An 18,647-nucleotide genomic window follows, 5' to 3' on the forward strand; every position below is an offset into this window, starting at 1 on the left:
TTCACGACAAGTGAATTGGCACTCCAATTCATCTTTTTGTACCCATGAATTAATAGTCCGCATCATTCATACGGAATATTTTATTGATGCAATATACCACGATAACTCCCAAAACAATTAATAAAACTCCCATCATATTGGCATAACCGTAATTATTATCAATCAACGATGTTTTATATAAATATAATGGCAGATTAAGCGTTATTGTTCCCGGCCCGCCGTTTGTCGTCAGAAATATTAATTCAAACTCTCTTAACATACTGGTAGAAGATAAGATTAGGCAGGTTCCCATAACAGTCCGTATCATAGGTAATTTAACTTTAAAGTCAATCTGTAATTTAGTTGCACCGTCAATTTTTGCTGCTTCTGTAATTTCATTCGGTATGGAGGACAAACCCGCAAGTACTAATATCATGATCAATCCCGCATATAACAGCCAACTCCAGGTAACTGTAATGAAAGCTGAATCATTATCAAAAAACCAATTTTTGTTGAAATCTTTGCCGGTTACCATGCTCACAAAGGAATTTATCAAACCATATTTCGCATTAAAAACATTTAAAAATATAATACCTAAAGCCGATGCTGAAACAACATTTGGAATCATATAAATAGTTCTAAGAACTTTCCATCCTCTCCGCTTTCGGGAAAGTATGATGGCTGTCACTGTACCAATTCCTACATGTATAGTGGATTGCAGCAATGCCCATATTCCGGTGTTTGCCAATGCTTTATGAAGTCTCTTATCATATACAACCGCTTCTATGTAATTTTCTAACCCAATAAAGCGAAATACTCCTCCTGACTTATATTCAAATAAAGAAGTAAAAAATACAATGATAATCGGAACTAGATAAACAAAAACAAATAGCAGCAAACACGGTAGCAAAAAGCAAACTATAGCCCGCTTTTTTACTCGCATGTCCTGTCACCTCCTTGTCTTTCTTTTGTCTTTTTCTTTTCCCCCTGCCTGCAACTTAAGATTAGAAGACAGGGGAAAGTAAACCACCAAGTTGATAAATACGTTTCGTTATTATCTTTATTTATTTTTCGCAGCGGCATCTGTTAATGCAGTTGCAAATTCTTCCGGAGTAATTTCTCCCTGTGCCAGCATCGGATACTGAACACTTATTTCATCAACGACATTTGCATACCATAAGCTTTGATAGTCATTAATATTACGGGTCGCAATATTACCGTTTGCCATTACATCAATAATGATCGGATGGATTTCACTAGAGGTTACACTGACTTTGGCGGGAATATCACCAGTAACTTCAAGTAATTTCTTCTGGCTTTCATCCGATGTCAGGAACTTTACAAATTCCACAGAAGCTTTGGTTTGTTCTTCCGTCTTAGATGCAATGTTAAAACCAATTTTTCCGCTGTTATACATTACGCCGCCGGGGAACATTGCTGTCTCAACCTTATTTGCAAAACCGTCTTCTACCATGGATGTATCATAGAAATCACTTGCCATCCATGGACCGTTGGCAATCATCGCTGTCTGTTCCATGTAGAAATTACTTGCACCATTTTCATATTTTCCTCCAATAGCATCTGAGGTAGTATAATTCTGGAACATTTTCTGAATTGCGGCAGCAGCATTAATGAAATCCGCAGTATTATAATTATCAGGCTGTAACGTGTTCATAAACTTTTCCCCTTCGTCCGTCTGGGCAATCAAAGCACCTAAAAACAAAGAAGTGAGCCAGCCCGAATCTGCGGTATCCATAGAGATCGGCGTAATACCTGCCTCTTTTAATTTATCACATTGGGCAAAGAATTCGTCCCATGTTTCTGCCGGTTTTTCGATTCCAGCCTTTGCAAATAAATCATTATTATAAAAATATCCAATGACCTGTCTTGAATAAGGCATTCCATATATTTTCCCATCCCTTGAGTTAACATCCCAGCAGACTTTACTAATGGAATCATACCATTCATTATCGATATAGCTTGTAAGGTCTACAAATTGATCTTTCATGGAGTCAATTAAATTATAGCCGCCTGTGCATATTACATCCGGCAAGGAATTGGAAGAATATAGAACTTTCATTTTGTCTACATAAGCCTGGTCTCCAGCGATTTCTTCCACATTCACTTTAATCTTGTCACCATACTGTTCGTTAAATGCTTTTAAACGATCTTTGAACCATTCGGTGTTGGCACTTACACCTACCCAGGAGGTAGCGAAATTAATCTCAACCACTCCTGTTGATTCTGTGTCTGCCGTTTCCTTGCTGCCGGTACTTTCTGTTTCTCCACCGGAACCATTGGTACCACTTGTTTTAGTAACACCGCCTTTGGTACCGGAAGAACATCCTGCCATTAAACCTAAAGCCATGGTGCAAATTAACATTGCTCCTATCAGCCTTTTTAAAAATGCTTTTTTCATGATAAATCCCCTTTCTTTTTTATAAATTAAGACACTTTTGTGTCATCGTACCATATCATCCTTTAATTGACCCTGCGACCATACTATCTGTAATCTGTTCCTGCAGTAAAGTATAAATTAGTATACTGGGGACAATTACCATGGTAAGAGCAGCGAACATGGCCGTATAATTGAATGAAAATTGAGAAGTAAAATAGCTTAATGCCAGCGGAAGTGTTCTTGCAGATTCACTTTTTGTTAATATTAAAGCAAACATAAATTCATTCCATGATGTTAAGAATTGTAATATGGCTGCCGTAGCAAGCCCTGATTTTGCCAAAGGAAATATAATAGTAAAATATGTTCTGACAAAACCGGCTCCATCAAGATATGCTGCTTCTTCTAATTCTGTCGGTATACCCTGAAAATAGCTTTTTATTATAAATAGTGATGTCGGCAGTCCTAATGCTGCATATACGAAAACAAGTCCTGTTTTTGTATCAAATAAGCCAATCTTTGTGGTTATTGTATAAATAGGCATTAGTAAAGCCGCAGTTGGAATTAAAAGGGAAGATGCTAATAATAGAGTCAGTAAAGTTTTTCCTTTAAACTGGCACCTTGCCAATATGTAAGCAGCCATTGATATCACAAGAACATTTAACAAAGTGCTTCCTACCGCAACAATCAGGCTGTTGCCATAGAACTTAAATATTGGTGAAAGGTCAAGGGCTGCTTTATAAGCTTTAAAGCTAATGCTAACCGGTAATGCAAATGCATTGGATAAAATCTCCTTATTGGATTTAAAAGATGACATTATAATCCATACTAAAGGGCCTACGGACGCGATAACTAAAAATGCTAAATAAATACGCATAATACCCATACCAAGCATATGACTAATTTTTCTTTTTATCATAAATATTAATCCTCCTGTTCACCGCACAAGTACCACGCTGAATAATATGATATGGCAGCGTTATCTCCAGATTGCTATGATTTGTGTCAGATTGAAATGCATTCAAGGTTTTACTTACCATTCCTTTGATTGGCTGATGTATTGTCGTTAATCTGGGTATAACCCTGCCGGCTATTGCTATATCATCAAATCCCAGCACTGAAACATCGTTTGGTACAGCGATACCGACATCGTGTAAAGCGGATATTGCACCCACCGCCATCTCATCACTGAAAGCAAAGACTGCTGTAAATTCAGTATGTTTATCTAATAATAATTTTGTCAGGCGATAACCTGATTCAAAGGATAATGGTCCGCACATAAGCATCTCTTTCTCATCCAAATGAGCCCCTATTTCCTCCAAAGCACGCTTACAGCCGGTAACCCGTTGAAAGCTGGAGTCTATGTTTCGTAAATAATCCGACAAAAATATAATCTTTTCGTGTCCCAAACCAATTAAGTATTTCGTTCCTTCATAAGCTGCAGCCATATCATTGATATGGATCATATCAGAACGAAACTCGATAGAGGCACCTGCACACAAAACGGTTTTTATATTTTTAGATGCGATATAATTAATAATGTTTCTGTCAATGGATTCATCAAGATAGATTACTCCTATAATAGACATTTCCTTAAAAAATATTTTATAATTTTCGCTGCCCTCCACAGTAGGTATAATGACCATACGGTAATTATACTTAGGAATTTGCTCAATCAGTTCCTTTAAAACTTCGGCGTAAAACCCTAATTTTAAATCTGGTATCAATACTGCTATAACACCATTGTCTCTTCGTTTCCTGTTCTTCGGGTTATAACCTAATTCGTTTGCTGCTTTTTCTATCTTTCTGGCAGTTTCTGTACTGACAATATTACTTCCGGAATAATATCTTGAAACAGTAGCAGAAGAGACCCCTGCAGTTTTTGCAACGTTACGTACCGTTACCGTCATAATTTCACTCCTTTCATAAGTATCTCCCAGTTATATTTCATAAAATTATTAATAATTTGTTATATTTGACTAGTATTGACCTTATATTTATAAGATATATTATTAAATTTAACATGTCAATAAGTTACATTTGTTTCACAAGCGTTACATTTATTTCACGTTTATTTCATCGTTGTTTCATAAGTTTTCATGCAAACATTATAGAAACGATATGATCCGGTTAAATAGGGAACTTTTGATGTTTGGACCGAGAGGCAGGTAGACATGGATTATAAAAAAAGTGAAGACGTAATTTCCTATGAGATAAAAAAACAGAACCGAAAGAATAGATAAACGGATCTATTCTCTGGTTCTGTCTCCAGATTTTTCTGCCATTTTAAGCAGTTCCATATACAATATATTTTGCGAAGCGAAGTTTATTAACGTTTAATGATTTCATCCCTGCCCGGTCCATTGGATACCATGGTAATAGGAACTTCAAGTTCTTTTTCAATGAATTCGATATATTTTCTGCAGTTTTCCGGAAGATCTTCGTATTTGGTAATACCGCGGATTTCCTGTTTCCAGCCTGGTAATACTTCGTAAACCGGTTTTGCCTTAGCTAATTTAACAGTGGTCGGGAAGTCTTTTGTAACAACTCCGTCTATTTCGTAACCAACACATACCGGAAGCTCATCCAGGTAACCTAACACATCAAGTACGGTTAAAGCAACTTCCGTTGCTCCCTGCATTCTGCAGCCATATCTTGTTGCTACCGCATCAAACCAACCCATACGTCTTGGTCGGCCAGTAGTGGCACCATATTCACCGCCGTCACCGCCGCGTCTTCTCAGTTCATCTGCCTCGTCACCGAATATTTCACTGACAAATTCTCCCGCACCAACCGCACTGGAGTAAGCCTTAGCCACTGCTATGATATTTTTAATTTCATAAGCCGGGATACCTGCTCCGATGGCACCATAAGAAGCCAGTGTTGATGAGGAGGTAACCATAGGGTAGATACCAAAATCAGGGTCTTTTAATGCTCCCAATTGGCCTTCTAATAAGATATTCTTACCCTCTTTCATTGCCTGGTGTAAATAAGCCGCCACATCACAAACATATGGTTCAACCACTTTCTTATAATCTAATAATAAGTTAAATAATTCATCCGGGTTAATCAATGGTTTATGATACATATGCTCTAAAATGATATTTTTCATTTCGCATACACGGTCTACTTTTTCTCTCAAAGCTTCTTCCTCAAACAGTTCTGATACCTGGAAGCCGATCTTGGCATATTTATCCGAATAAAAAGGTGCAATACCGGATTTGGTTGAACCAAAGGATTTACCGCCAAGTCTTTCCTCTTCATATTGATCAAAAAGAATGTGGTATGGCATCATTATCTGTGCACGGTCGGACACTAAAATCTTAGGCATCGGAACTCCTCGGTCTACGATGGATTGAACCTCTTTAAACAAATAAGGAATATTCAGTGCCACACCATTGCCTATAATACTTGTTGTATGATCATAAAATACACCGGAAGGAAGCAGATGTAATGCAAATTTACCATACTTATTAATAATTGTATGTCCCGCATTACTTCCACCCTGGAATCTTACGATTATATCTGCTTCCTGTCCTAACATGTCGGTAATCTTACCTTTTCCTTCATCGCCCCAGTTAGCGCCAACAATTGCTTTTACCATACCAAATTCCTCCTATTTCTTTCATTCGTTAGAATATTACATACAAAGTATTTTCGCTTACCAGCTGCAATATTCTTTTTTCTCAGAAAAAATGGCATTGTAACAAGATTGCCACAATGCCTTATTACTTTCTTATTATAGGCTTAATTAGTATATAAGTAAAATCAATATTATTTATACAGTTCATAATTTCTACTTATATCTATCCAACCTATTGAATAATAGAGATAGATTGGACTTATTACCTAAATATTTGTTACAAAAAGATACTTCCTATTACTGATTAATAAGAAATTGCATAAGTATCAATCATATCTTTAGAATTACTGCTTGTTATACTTTTTTCATATTCCTCATTGGTGATATCATTCCTGTCCGCCAGGTAAAAGACTTTATAGCTCTCTTTCTCGTAGGTGTTGATATAAGTGTATATTTTTTTATAAAGCTTATCCCCGCTTCCGGCAAAAGCATCTCTTGACATATCTTCAAAAACATAATACTTGTTTCCATCATAAATAAAATCAGTTATAACAGGGTCTCCTTCCGTGGTATACATCACTCTTCTTAAATATCCCACCATACCGTTTATAGTGTTATCCACAAATGAATTCATCCGGTCTTCTGATTCCGTTTTATCATTACCAACCACAAAACAGTTATCCGCCACCGCTTCTTCAAAAGAATACTCTTGTGGTATCGAACTTGTTGCAGGCCAGTTATCCTGAACTTTTTCAACTATATTAATTGTGTCTGCCCATATTTGGCTGGGATAGGATTCTGCTATTCTGCCGTCAAAGCTTATCTTTATAATATCTCCCATACCAATATTTAAAGAAGATGCATCCGCATAATGGACCGACACCGGGTCAAACGGTTGGAATCCACCGCTTATATCCTGGACAGCAATCATAACACCGGAATCATCTTTCGATATGATAATTCCGTTTAAGATTACCTCTTCCTGTCCGTTATCTGCAGCTCCGTTATCGGATGTATTACTTCCATCAGAATTATTATCATCTGATGTTTCTTTCGTTGTATTTCCGGTATCGGAATCAGGAGCTTCCTTGATGAGACTGCAGCCGGTGCAGAATAACAAAACTGCCATTATACAGAATAATTTCTTCATAGTAACCTCTTTCCCTGAATAATAAAACTTCGATTCGATCTTCGTTTGTACGCAGTTTAAAAATTAACTATAAAATAGATACCATGCTGCAAACGGTTTATAATCTTTTCCCCATCAACTATAGTATTGTTCCTATTCTCCTAAAATCATACCTAATATTTTATGATTTTCACTGCAAATTAAATCTTAAATTCTTCACTATTCATCATCTTGGTTAACCTTTTCGCTGCCGTATCTACAATACATTTTTCTATATATCTTTTTCCGTAATTACCTTAATACCATTTTCCGCAAGCAATGCAGCCGTTTTACCGTTTCCATCAATAAGATTACCGCTAAATGTCCCATCATATATTTTCCCGTAACCGCAGGATGGACTGCAGCTTTTCAGCACAGCCATCTTACAATCAAGCAGCTTGGCTATCTTTAATGTTTCCCTGGCTCCTTTTTCAAATTTATCCGTAAAATCGTTCTGATTCTGATCCACTGCCTGTCCGTTAACCAGCTCCACCGGATTACGGGGTGTGGTTAATCCTCCTAACTGTTCGGGGCAAACCGGGATTAAATTATATTGACCTTTTAATTGATAAACTGCCTCGTTAAATAAACCGGTACCGCAATATCTGCAATCTACCCCTAACAAGCAGGCACTTACTAAAATATTCATATTCATTCCTTATATTATAATAAACAATATATTTTCCTTTCCAATATTTTATAAGATGATTCATTTACTAAAACTGCCCATGCTATAAATATAATCTTATTCCATTAATAACCCCCTGCCAATCTGCAGTGCTCCCGTTATCCCCTCTCTTGCCTTATATTAATATAAATTCTTCAAACTATCAATAAAAGCTTCTGCCGATCTTTATAAAATTGAAGAAACCATAATATAATATAACAAAGTAACAAATTAAGAGGTTATTGTGTACATACATATCATTCAACCAACAGATAATATAGATTCTATTGCTAAGTATTATGGTGTATCCGTTACCAGTCTAATACAAAATAACGGACTAATCAATCCTTATGATTTAGTTCCCGGGCAAACAATTGTAATCGTATATCCAGAACAGACACATATGGTAAGGGATGGGGATTCCTTAGCAGAAATTGCAGCTGCTTATGGAGTCCCGTTGATACAATTGCTAAGGAATAATCCATATTTATCAGAGAGAGAGTACATTTATCCCGGAGAAATAATTGTAATCAACTATAATACCGATAAAAAAATAGCCACGAATGCATTTGCCTATCCATATATTAATATTGATACCCTGAAAAAAACCTTACCGTATCTGACATATATCTCCGTTTATAACTTCAGGGCAACCGGACAGGGTGGCATTATCAGTTATTATGATGATTCAGAAATAATTAAAATGGCTAAAGATTATGGCACCATACCTCTTATGCTGTTAACTACTTTGACAACACAAGGTGAACCTAATATTAAAATAGCATTTGATATACTTACCAACGAGGAATATCAGGAACGTTTTATACAGGATATGCTTTCTATTATTAAAACAAAGGGGTATTATGGAATCAATTTATTCTATAATTATATGACTAATGCAAACAGAGAAATATATGAGAGATTTTCAGCTAAGTTAGCCGATAGTTTGAGTAAGGAAGGTTATTTGCTGTTTGTTACAGTCAATCCTAATATTAAATTAGGAGAAACGGAAATAAAGAGCGAGATTGTTAATTATTCTGTAATCAGTCAACCGGTAAATAATATTACATTTCTTAACTTAATATGGGGAACGAATGACGGACCGCCCGTACCGGTTATTTCCGTTAATACCGCAAAACAATTTTTAGATTTTATCATACCCGGTGTTTCACAGGACAGGATCGATATCGGTCTTCCAATTATCGGTTACGACTGGACTCTCCCTTATATAGCCGGTCAAACGGAGGCGAATGCTCTTACGATAAATGCGGCAATAACTCTCGCCGATGATACCGGAGCCGTAATTCAATATGATGATACTTCTGAAACGCCTTTCTTTTTGTATAATCAATATAATAACGACCTGCAAACCATGCATATTACAAGATTTATTGACGCCAGAACTATTAATTCTTTATTAGACTTGATAACGGCATATGGACTGAATGGTATCGGAGTCTGGAATATCATGATATTTTATGATCAATTATGGTTAATGATAAATACCCAATATGAAATTGAGAAACTCATACCGGATAATTTATAAAAACCAAGGCTGCTGCAAATTCAAACTCGAGCTTACTTGGGAGTAAATAACCAAGTTCGGCAGTTTTTTATTTTGCAGCAGCCCACTAAATGATTCAGAATATTATCCTGATATTTGTTTATTTATAAATATCATAAGTTTTATTTTCCCTGATCATAACCGGAATAATATCCAAAGGAGCAGGAACAACTACCGTCTGTCCGCCTTCGTATACTTTCTTCGTGTTGGCATCCGTCCATTTAACTCCTGCCGGCAGATAAACACAACGCTTTGTTACACCTTCTTCCATAACCGGAGCAACAATGAGATCTGGTCCGAACATATACTGATCTTCTTTCTCCCAGCAGTTCATATCTTCCGGGAAATCGTAAAACATCGGCCTCATAACCGGAGCCCCGGATTCACTGGTTTCTTTCATACAATCCCTGATATAAGGACGCAGTGCTTCACGGATAAATAAGAACTTCTTGAGAATTTTATAATTATCCTCTCCAAAACTCCATACTTCATTATCCTGTCCGGAAGTCAGCTGTCTGACACCATTAATAAATTCCTGTTCTCTCTCATACCAGGGTGAACGCTCACCATGCATCCGGAATACCGGACAGAAAGCCCCCCAGGCGAACCACCTGAGTAATAACTCCTGAAATTTTGTGTTCGTAATATCTCCGCCTAAAAAACCGCCGATATCCGAGGTCCACCAGGGAATTCCGGCCATACCCATATTAAGGCCTGCCTGTAATTGTTCTCTCATGGATCGGAACGAGGAATAAATATCACCGGACCAGGTTAAAACCCCGTATTTCTGGCTGCCGGCCCATGCACAGCGCACTAAACTTAAGATATCTTTTTCTCCTTCTGCTTTCAATCCTTCATAAAATCCTTTTGCATACCCTACAGGATAAGTATTGGTGCATTGAAGAGCTGTACCCGCATAATACCGGTAATTGTCAAAATCATAAGGACCGTATTCCGGTTCTGCTTCGTCCAGCCAAAAACAACGGATTCCCAGTTTATAATAATTTTCTTTGCAGCGTTCCCAGACAAACTTCTGTGCCCCCGGATGAGTCGCATCAAAGAATACGGTATTTCCCATCCAGGTCATATGATTCTGGTTACCACGGTCAGCATTTACCAGGTATCCAAGCTCTGCCATCTTGCCATAATTTTCACTCTGCTCATCAATCGTTGGCCATACGGATACAACGGTTTCAATACCCAATTCTTTTAATTCTTTCACCATGTTCTCAGGGTCAGGCCAATCCCGGGGTTCAAACTTGAAATCCCCTTGTCTTGTCCAGTGGAAAAAGTCAATGACGATGGCATCCATGGGAAGTCCACGCCTTTTATGCTCTCTTGCAACGTTAAGTAATTCCTCCTGGGTGCGATAACGAAGCTTACACTGCCAATATCCCATACCGTACTCAGGCATCATAGGAGAACGTCCCGTGACCTGACTATATTGTCTTTCTATATCGGCCGGTGTATCTCCTGCCGTAATAAAGTAATCCAGCTTTTTCGTACTGATTGCATGCCATTCTGTTTTATTAGCACCAAAAGCAGCGGTTCCGATTGCCGGATTGTTCCATAAAAATCCGTAACCTCTGTTAGATACCATAAATGGTATACTCGCCTGACTGTTACGATGTGCTAACTCTAATAGGGCACCTTTCTTATTCAGATTTTTTTCCTGATATTGACCCATACCAAAAATCTTTTCATTATCAAAAGCCTCAAAACGGGCTGTTAGAGTATAATCCGAGCTTCCCTGGATTGGTTTTAGCTCTCTGGCATCGATACGAAGCGGCACACAGTAGCGGTTAATACGGTTGCGGTTTCTCCAGTATTCTTCCGTTAACAGTTCCCCTTTCTGATTATAGAAACTAATCCATCCCTCATGATTTACCTTAGCTGTAATCCTGCCGTTAGTAATAGCTGCCTGGGTTCCGTTCTGATGATACCTGGCATATTCTTCTGACTTGTACCAAGGATCCGTTACATCAATTTCCGTAAAAACAATTTCCGCTTTACAATCGGGTACTTTTTCCGTTAAAGCCCAGTTGTTTTCATCCATTTTTGCTTCTGCTGTCATACGGACACGCAAGGAATTTTCACCCCAGGGCTCAATCCATACCTGTGACTTACCATCCGCTATGATTAACCTGTTTTCTTCTTTATAAAGTAACATCCTTAATCCTCCTGTTTACTGTCTGGCTGAATTAAGCCCTTTGACATACAAATAATTATTTTATACTAAGTTTAAATAATCTGGCCATATACTCCCCATTCATAGTCACTTCAAACTCACCGGGTTGGGAATCCCATTTGCAAGGAACTTTTGAGTAGGACGGATAAAGGCATTTAACTTCTACATCTTTACCATTAAAGGACGGTATCGGCAATGTATGGGTATGGTGATTTCCTTCTCTTCTCCATACAGCCAGATAAAGTGTTTCTTTGCACTGTAATCCAAAACTTACCCATTCGTCGGAATAATCCGATAATCCGAGGGGCCATACCGGTAACCCTGTCTTTAGCTCCTGACGGATGGATTTATAGATATCAAGTGCTTCCTTAACCAATTCTTTCCGCGACCTGCTTAAATTGGCCAGATGACCGCTCTGATGGATACGAAGAAGCATTGCATTTACCATGTTAAAAACCACCTCTTCCTTATCTCCTTCTGTAAGCGGATAGGACCAAATAGCGCTTTGTTCCGGTGTCAGTCCGCTTGGTGAATTGGCTGCAATGGTGCAGTAATAACGGTAATTATCCTGATCACTGGTCGATTGGATACTGTAACGGGAAAGCATAGCATAATCAATACGCAGACCACCGGAGGAACAGTTTTCAATAATAAGCTCCGGATATTTTGCAAATACACCGTCCAGCCAGTTCAGATATGCCCTTTCATGTCCCAGCATACCGTCACCTACACTGTCCGCGTTTCTTTCCGTCCCGATACCCGGTTCAATATTATAATCCATTTTTATATATCCAACACCGTACTCTTTCACCAGACGGTCAATGACTCCATTGGCATAAGCGGTAACTTCAGGATTACGGTAATCTAACTGATAACGGCTTCTGTCATAGACACGCTTGCCATGCCTTGTAAAAAACCAGTCATCCGGAACTTTTTTAGCCATATTACAGTTTATTCCCATAACTTCAAGTTCCAGCCATACGCCGGGAATCATACCCTTCGAACGGATATAATCTGTTATTTCACGAAGCCCGTTGGGAAAACGCTTCCTGCTCTCCTGCCATTCTCCGACTTCATCCCACCAGTCTCCGTCGGCATACCAGCCGGCATCAATACAGAAGTATTCACATCCCACTTCCGCCGCCGCATCTACCAGAGGAAATTCCTGTTCTGCAGTGGGTTTTCCCCAAAGACAGTTCATATAATCATTAAAAATAATTCTTAAGTTCTCATTATCCGCATTCGGCCTGCGGATTCTGCGGCGGTAATCGGTAAGAGTACCTACGGCATCTTCAAATCCAATCTCTGTTACACCAACTGCAACAGGAACTGTAGTAAAAGAATCTCCAGGATTCAGGTTTTTAAACCAATGGGAGTATGTTTCATTCGGTCCGCTTACCGCCAGATAAAGGTGCCCATTCTGGTCTCCTATCTCCCAATGCCAGGAACCGTTGTGTTCAATCTGCCAGATTAAACCGGTTTTTGTCTCGGAGTTCTCCAGATATGCCATCGGTAAATGTTCCTTGGCAGACCAGTTACCTGTATTGGAAAATTGAATCATATTGGAGGAACGCTGTTCCTTAGCCGGCTGTACTAATTCCATACCTAGCTCCGGAAGAGTATACTTCTTCCAGTTCATTTCACGCTGCCAGCTGTTATGAGGTACCCACACACTCATTTTCTCATCTCTGGAAAGTTTTCCTTCCTTTTCTATCCCCTCATAGTTAAACGAAGAGATATAATCAAGAGTCTGAACATCATCACCGCAGTTTTTAACTTCATTCCATAAGCGGATAACAGAAAGCTCCTTATAGAACTGGATATGGGAATAAACATAAACTTTTGTGATTTCATCCATTAAAGTAAATACTAATTTACGTCCGATATCATTTTGCTCGTCCGTATGGGACTCATACCGCATATGATAACCCGGAGCAGTTACAATATATTTGTTTCCATGGCGCTCATAAGGACGGTCAAATCCTGCTAAATTTATCTCAACAAAACGGAAACCATAATCTGTTGACCTTGCTATAATATCCTCTTCTCTAAATGGTTTTGCTGAAAAATGCAATAATTTAAAACACTTATCATCCCCAATCTCAAACACCATGTAAATTCCATTTTCATAAATATTAATTCGTTCCATCTTTTTCTCCTCTTAAACAAACATTTGATAACTGCGAAACTCCAATACTATATCTATATACCATGCAATTAATACAATTTTAGTGCCAAATCTGCCCCCGAGGGTTACTGAAGCTATAAAATCCGTATCAATTGTGTGGCATAATCGAAAAACTACATAGCTTCGAATTTACCTATTAAGATTTAGGGATCAAAAAGGTCATTTTATTTTTAGGAAATGAATACGATCGTATATATATATTAATTTTAGCTGCCTTTCCCTCTTCGAGTGACCTTTTGACACCCAAATCCTATTAATAATTATAGTATCCGTTAATATAAAACAGCTTACACAAAATTATTCCATATTTTCTATACCGGTTGGAATGTATTTTACGATACTATTCATATTATCATCAGTCTACCAAGTTCCTGCAATTAGTAAATATATGATGGCGACAAAATCTTATCTGTTAGCTACCATTGTAATTTGATGAAATCATGTTATGATAGGAATAGTAGTAATCGTCTTGCAAAAAACGCATGAGGCGTGTAAAGAAAAGCAAAACAGCTATTTGATACGATGCAGGCAATGAGTGTCTGTTTTATAAATTTACCGGGAGGTTTTATATGCCTTTTTATCTGTCAACAGAAAATTTTCCAAAGTCATCTTTTATGAATCGTAATAGTTTCCCCGAAGACTGGATGCATTTTCCCAGGATTCCAAACGAATATCTGTTATTTATGATTAATGACGGTATTTTATATATCAGTGAAGACAACACTAAATATGAATTACATACCGGAGATATGTTATTATTGGAGCCAGGGCATTTTCACGTGGGATATAAAAAATCATTTGTGGATTACTATTTTATCCATATGCCTTCGGATACTTTTCAACCTATAAATCTCGAAACTAGCAATGAAATAATGAACCATTTCCAACAAAACAAACATAACTATTATAAGTCAGACCCTTTTAGTTATGAACTATATGATTCCCTAAAACCTCTGATCCCCAAAACGATGCATATTGAAACCTCTGCTTTTTCCCATATACGAAGTAAAATGGAAGAAGTGACCCTCTCCCTTGCTTCCAGGGATGAATATTACAAATTGGTCTGCTCAAAAACCATACTGGATATACTGATCTGTCTTTCCAGGTGTTATGTAAACAATATAACTTCAGAAGCTTCCACTAAAGAGGTCTCGGTAAAAAGAGATACCAGGGTGGAAAATGTGTTATCGTTTCTGCAGAGTTTTTACCAAACCAGAATAACAGGTAAAGCTGTCGAAGTACAGCTTCATATGAATTTTGATTATCTGAACAGACTGTTTAAAACACAAATCGGAATGACCATATTTGAGTACCTGAGGATCTTGCGGATTAACAAAGCAAAAGAATTTTTAGTTAACAGCAATATGAAAATCTCTGAAATAGCTGCTTTAACCGGTTTTCTAAATGAATATCATTTTAATCGTGTCTTTACCAATGTGGTTGGTATTTCACCCGGAAAATACAGAAATATAATATAACTATTCTTATCTTATTCCAAAGCAGGAAAGCTGCCGGTTTAAATGAACGGCAGACTTTCATATTGATTACCGGTAGATGCCAGCAGGCAAAAGCCATTCTTATTCCAATTAAGGAAGGAGAATACCTTGAAAGGACATCACATACTCTCTAGGAGAACATGATGTCCTTTCCTGTCATCAGAATGAAGATATATAAATATGTAGATGGAATATACTTTCTATTTCTTCTCCTCACACACCAAAGCTACATCATATGGTGCAAAGGTAGTTTGTGATGTTAATACATTTCCGGTTAGTATATCCTCTTTTCCCGTAAAAATATGCGGTATTGAAAGAGTCTCCCCTGTCAGGTTTATAATAAAGTAGTAACACTGATTCGATATTGTACGGCAGGTGATCTCCAGTTTTGTCGTCTCATCAATTACCGGTTTGACATCTGCGGAAGCCATAACCAGATTAAGAACTTTCCCAAGTGCATTTTGCTCCAGCTGCGTTCCCACATAGTAAACTGTTCCCTGTCCAAATGAATTTTTAGTCACCGCCGGTGAAGCTGCATAAAAATTGCTTGTGTAATCAGCTATACTGACTGCACCCTCCAGATGAATGATATCGCAGAGTAACCGGCAGACACCTTCCGTTCCATCGGTAAAACGAAGGGTATTGCTCTGCTCTGGTGCCAGTGCATCAATTTCCTCCACCCAGATACCGGCAAGTTCACGTAAGGGACCCGGATATCCGCCAAGATGGACATTATCTGACTGATCCACAATACCGCTCATAAATCCGGTAACCAGTGTACCACCGTTTTTTACATAATCCTCCAAAGCCTGCTGCATCCCATCCTTCATCATATAGAGAACAGGAGCAATTACCGCCTTATATTTGGAAAAATCCGCGTCTGCGGGAATCATATCCACCGGTATATTCTTTTCATAAAAATAACGGTAATATTGATGTATCTGATCCACATATTTTAGATCCTTATTGGGACCGCTGGTGTATTCCAATGACCAGTAGTTATCCCAATCAAAGAGAATTCCTACCTGCGCCGGATTTTCTGCTCCAAGAAGCCTGTCACCAAGGGTTTTAAGTTCCTCGCCCAGTCTGCTTACTTCTCGGAAAACACGTGTGTTTTCCGTTCCGGCATGTTCTATTACGGCACCATGGAATTTTTCACAGGCTCCAGCCGAACGGCGCAGCTGGAAAAATTGAATGGTATCTGCACCGTGAGCCATGGTCTGATAGCTCTGTGCCCGCATTTGGCCGGGCTTTTTCAGCGAGTTATAGGGCTGCCAGTTTTGCTGGCTTGGAGTTTGTTCCATCAGCATAAAAGGCTGTCCTTTTAGCCCGCGCATCAAGTCATGGCGCATAGCCACCATACTCCAGGGTGTATCGTAGGCGGGGTAGCTGTCCCAGGATACGATATCCATCTCTTTTGCCCATTTGAAGTAATCCAGATTCTTGTAAGTTCCCATAAGGTTTGTTGTGATGGGTGTATGGGGATCGAAACTGCGGATAGCATCACGCTCCATTTTAAAATTATTAAGCATACTGTCCGAATTAAATCGGCGGTAATCAATGGACATTCCCGCAAAGGCGGTTCTCTCATAATCGATTCCCTCACTTAAGGCATTGGGCAGGACAATTTCATCCCAGTCATAAACCGTATGTCCCCAAAATTCAAGATTCCATGCCTGATTCAGCGCTTCAATGGTTTTGTATTTATCCTTTAACCACACACGGAATGCCTTCTCACAGTTCTCGCAGAAACATTCTCCGCCGTATTCATTATTAACATGCCAGCAGGTGACATGTTCATTGCTGCCATAACGTTCCGCCAGCTTTTCTGCAAGACGTCCGGCAAATTTTTGATAGATCGGGCTGTTGGGACATGCGTTATGCCTCTGTCCGAATTTGTGGTGATGTCCGTCAAAATCGGTCCGGGCAACTTCCGGATATTTCTTGAACATCCATGCAGGCAATGCTGCTGTGGAAGTCGCCAATACAATATCATAGTTTTCACGGCTGAGCATCTCTATTATTTCATCCAGCTCGTCAAAATAATATTCATTTTCCGAAGGCTGTATTTTTGCCCACGAAAACACATTGATGGTCGCACTGTTAATTCCGGCCTTGCGGAAAAGTCGAATATCCTCATTCCAGACTTCTCTGGGCCATTGATTAGGGTTGTAGTCCCCGCCATATAAAATTCTTTTAAATGTTTTTTTCATACTTACCTCCCATATTATATTGCAGACGGTACTGCCACAAATAGCAGCTTTCGAACGAGATTTTTCTTTCTCCTTTCTACCATTTGTTTGATTTAGGTAATTGCGAAACTCACATATTGTATCTATATACCATGCAATTAATACAATTTCAGAGCTGAATTTTGCCCATAGGGCAACTGAAGCTCTGAAATTCGTATCAATTGTATGGTATATTCAGAAAACTATATAGTTTCGCAATTGCTTAAATCGTTTGATTATATTATAAATGCTGCTATCAAAAAAATGTATAATATGTTAGACTAAATAATATAACATTTTGAAACAGGGAGATAGAATATGCCAATTTACTTTGACCTATCCTCTCAGGAACTTCCTCTCACCGTTGACAGCATAGGTAACCGCTGGAATCAGGAAAGTATAAAACGCCCCAATGGTTTTCCCCATTATCATTGGCTGCAGACGGAACAGGGAGCCGGGGAAGCCATCATCGATGAGAATCATCTGCACCTGACCAAAGGGACAGGTCTTTTGATTGCGCCCTTTGTTCCCCATTCCTACCATGCAAATGAGGCGGTATGGAAAACTTCCTTTGTAACCTTTTCAGGAAAGCTGGAGGCTGATATAAGTAAAATAGTGGGAAATGAGCGTTATATTCCGGTAGCGGACAACACCGCGTTTTCATCCCAGGGTTGGATTGACAATATCATATCCTTGCACGAAACGGGACAGATAAATCCAGTTCAGCTGTCCATTGATTGCTATGCTTTCCTCATGAATATTAACTGTTTTCGGGATTATCTGGAATACCTGGACCAACCCCTTTACATACGATATGTTGCGCCGGTAATAAAAGAAATTGAAACAAAATATAATCAGGATATCACGATTCAAAAACTCGCTAATACGGTTTATGTATCGCCGCAATACCTTTCCCGGCTATTTAAACGTTTTCTTGGCTGCGGGACATACCTGTATTTGACAAATTACCGAATGAGCAAAGCAAAGGAGCTTCTGGCAAACCGCACGGATCTGGCAATCAGTCAAATAAGCTTTTTTGTGGGTTATCATGATACAAGCCATTTTATCGCAATGTTCAAAAATATAACCGGTTGTACTCCATTGGAGTTTCGTCAGCTGCACCATTGATTGGGATGAATTATTGTTGACGTACAATAGCGAAAACTAACACGGTGGCACTCTCCTTGT

13 protein-coding genes are annotated in these 18,647 nt (G+C 38.7%); 3 read left to right on the forward strand and 10 right to left on the reverse strand.

Going from position 1 to position 18,647, the window contains the following annotated elements:
- Nucleotides 1–49: 49 nt before the first annotated feature.
- The 7 genes from Ana3638_RS01210 to Ana3638_RS01240 all read right to left on the reverse strand — a co-directional run bounded on the left by Ana3638_RS01210 (nucleotide 50) and on the right by Ana3638_RS01240 (nucleotide 7,774).
- A complete protein-coding gene (locus tag Ana3638_RS01210) occupies nucleotides 50–922 on the reverse strand; it encodes a carbohydrate ABC transporter permease (protein WP_161836302.1) in 873 nt (290 codons plus the stop codon).
- A gap of 117 nt (nucleotides 923–1,039) precedes the next feature.
- On the reverse strand, nucleotides 1,040–2,398 hold the full coding sequence (locus tag Ana3638_RS01215; protein WP_161836304.1) for an ABC transporter substrate-binding protein: 1,359 nt from the start codon (nucleotides 2,396–2,398) through the stop codon (nucleotides 1,040–1,042).
- A 55-nt stretch (nucleotides 2,399–2,453) separates the two neighbouring features.
- The gene (locus tag Ana3638_RS01220) at nucleotides 2,454–3,017 is read right to left on the reverse strand and encodes a carbohydrate ABC transporter permease (protein WP_408609513.1); all 564 of its coding nucleotides are present in this window, start codon (nucleotides 3,015–3,017) and stop codon (nucleotides 2,454–2,456) included.
- Nucleotides 3,018–3,273: 256 nt separating this feature from the next.
- Nucleotides 3,274–4,284: a LacI family DNA-binding transcriptional regulator gene (locus Ana3638_RS01225; RefSeq protein WP_161836306.1), complete on the reverse strand. Its 1,011-nt coding sequence runs from the start codon at nucleotides 4,282–4,284 to the stop codon at nucleotides 3,274–3,276.
- A 419-nt stretch (nucleotides 4,285–4,703) separates the two neighbouring features.
- Nucleotides 4,704–5,978: an adenylosuccinate synthase gene (locus tag Ana3638_RS01230; protein WP_161836308.1), complete on the reverse strand. Its 1,275-nt coding sequence runs from the start codon at nucleotides 5,976–5,978 to the stop codon at nucleotides 4,704–4,706.
- 283 nt (nucleotides 5,979–6,261) lie between these two features.
- Nucleotides 6,262–7,107 carry a DUF4362 domain-containing protein gene (locus Ana3638_RS01235; protein WP_161836310.1) on the reverse strand — a complete coding sequence of 282 codons (846 nt, stop codon included), beginning with the start codon at nucleotides 7,105–7,107 and terminating at the stop codon, nucleotides 6,262–6,264.
- 250 nt (nucleotides 7,108–7,357) lie between these two features.
- Nucleotides 7,358–7,774 carry a DUF523 domain-containing protein gene (locus tag Ana3638_RS01240; RefSeq protein WP_161836312.1) on the reverse strand — a complete coding sequence of 139 codons (417 nt, stop codon included), beginning with the start codon at nucleotides 7,772–7,774 and terminating at the stop codon, nucleotides 7,358–7,360.
- A 262-nt stretch (nucleotides 7,775–8,036) separates the two neighbouring features.
- On the opposite strand from Ana3638_RS01240, the gene Ana3638_RS01245 reads away from it, so the two are divergent.
- Nucleotides 8,037–9,338 (forward strand): LysM peptidoglycan-binding domain-containing protein, encoded by a 1,302-nt coding sequence (locus Ana3638_RS01245; RefSeq protein ID WP_161836314.1) that lies wholly within the window; start codon nucleotides 8,037–8,039, stop codon nucleotides 9,336–9,338.
- 118 nt (nucleotides 9,339–9,456) lie between these two features.
- Here the strand turns inward: Ana3638_RS01245 and Ana3638_RS01250 are convergent, their stop codons facing one another.
- Nucleotides 9,457–11,526, reverse strand: coding sequence for a glycoside hydrolase family 31 protein (locus Ana3638_RS01250; RefSeq protein ID WP_161836316.1), 2,070 nt, complete (start codon nucleotides 11,524–11,526; stop codon nucleotides 9,457–9,459).
- Between the two features lie 55 nt (nucleotides 11,527–11,581).
- On the reverse strand, nucleotides 11,582–13,693 hold the full coding sequence (locus tag Ana3638_RS01255) for a glycoside hydrolase family 36 protein (protein WP_161836318.1): 2,112 nt from the start codon (nucleotides 13,691–13,693) through the stop codon (nucleotides 11,582–11,584).
- 608 nt (nucleotides 13,694–14,301) lie between these two features.
- Between Ana3638_RS01255 and Ana3638_RS01260 the strand changes: the two genes are divergently transcribed.
- Nucleotides 14,302–15,210: a helix-turn-helix transcriptional regulator gene (locus tag Ana3638_RS01260; protein WP_161836320.1), complete on the forward strand. Its 909-nt coding sequence runs from the start codon at nucleotides 14,302–14,304 to the stop codon at nucleotides 15,208–15,210.
- Nucleotides 15,211–15,428: 218 nt separating this feature from the next.
- Here the strand turns inward: Ana3638_RS01260 and Ana3638_RS01265 are convergent, their stop codons facing one another.
- On the reverse strand, nucleotides 15,429–17,441 hold the full coding sequence (locus Ana3638_RS01265) for a beta-galactosidase (RefSeq protein WP_161836322.1): 2,013 nt from the start codon (nucleotides 17,439–17,441) through the stop codon (nucleotides 15,429–15,431).
- A 336-nt stretch (nucleotides 17,442–17,777) separates the two neighbouring features.
- On the opposite strand from Ana3638_RS01265, the gene Ana3638_RS01270 reads away from it, so the two are divergent.
- On the forward strand, nucleotides 17,778–18,587 hold the full coding sequence (locus Ana3638_RS01270; protein WP_161836324.1) for an AraC family transcriptional regulator: 810 nt from the start codon (nucleotides 17,778–17,780) through the stop codon (nucleotides 18,585–18,587).
- The last annotated feature ends 60 nt before the right edge of the window (nucleotides 18,588–18,647 follow it).

This window comes from Anaerocolumna sedimenticola, from assembly GCF_009931695.1.
Taxonomy (GTDB): Bacteria; Bacillota; Clostridia; order Lachnospirales; family Lachnospiraceae; genus Anaerocolumna; species Anaerocolumna sedimenticola.